Origin of the sequence: Streptomyces synnematoformans, assembly GCF_039531005.1 — a bacterium.
Taxonomy (GTDB): domain Bacteria; phylum Actinomycetota; class Actinomycetes; order Streptomycetales; family Streptomycetaceae; genus Streptomyces; species Streptomyces synnematoformans.
Genome location: NZ_BAAAPF010000714.1, coordinates 1 through 924, shown reverse-complemented (window position 1 = coordinate 924; position 924 = coordinate 1). Strand labels below are relative to the sequence as shown.

Here is a 924-nt window from a genome sequence, read left to right as displayed (position 1 = left end):
TGCTGGACGACGGGACCGTCGACGCGGTGTACGTCGCCACGCCCCACCCGCAGCACGTCGAGTGGGCCGTGCGGGCCGCCGAGTCCGGCAAGCACGTGCTGGTCGAGAAGCCGATGGCGGTGCGCCGGGCCTGGGCCACCGCCGTCATCGAGGCAGCGGTACGCGCCGACGTCTTCCTGATGGAGGCGTACATGTACCGCTGCACCCCGCAGACCGCGAAGCTGGTGGAGCTGGTCACGGACGGCGCCGTCGGCGACCTCCACCACATCCAGGCGCAGTTCTCCTTCGGCGGCCCCGGCTTCGACGCCGAGCACCGGCTGTTCGCCAACGCCCTGGCCGGCGGGGGCATCCTGGACGTCGGCGGCTATCCGGTCTCGATGGCCCGCCTGCTGGCCGGCGCCGCGACGGGCGCGCCGTTCGCCGATCCGGAGCACCTCACCGCCGCCGGAACCGTCGGCCGCACCGGTGTGGACGAGTGGGCCCTGGCCACCTTGCACTTCGCCGGCGGGCTGACCGCCCAGGTCGCCACCGGCATCCGGCTCTCCGGCGAGAACCGGGTCCGGATCCACGGCTCCCGCGGCTTCCTCGACGTACCCGACCCCTGGTTCTGCGGAGACGGCGAGCCCACCGGCCTGATGCTGCACCGGGTGGGAGAGGAGCCGCGGGAGATCCGGATCCCGCCGGCGCACCTCTACGCCGCCGAGGCCGACACCGTCGCCGCCCATCTCGCCGACCGCCAGGCCCCGCAGATGAGCTGGGCCGACACCCTCGGCAACCTCGCCGTCCAGGACGCCTGGCGGGCGGCCATCGGCCAACGCTACGACAGCGAGCACGACGACGTCCCCGTACCCACCGCGACCGGCCGCCCCCTCGCCCGCCGCGCGGACGCCGCGATGACCCACGCCCGCATCCCCGACCTGGACA

1 protein-coding gene is annotated in these 924 nt (G+C 74.5%); it reads left to right on the top strand.

What is annotated here, in order from left to right:
- On the top strand, positions 1-924 hold a 924-nt coding region (locus ABD317_RS37295; protein WP_344296560.1), incomplete at both ends, for a Gfo/Idh/MocA family protein.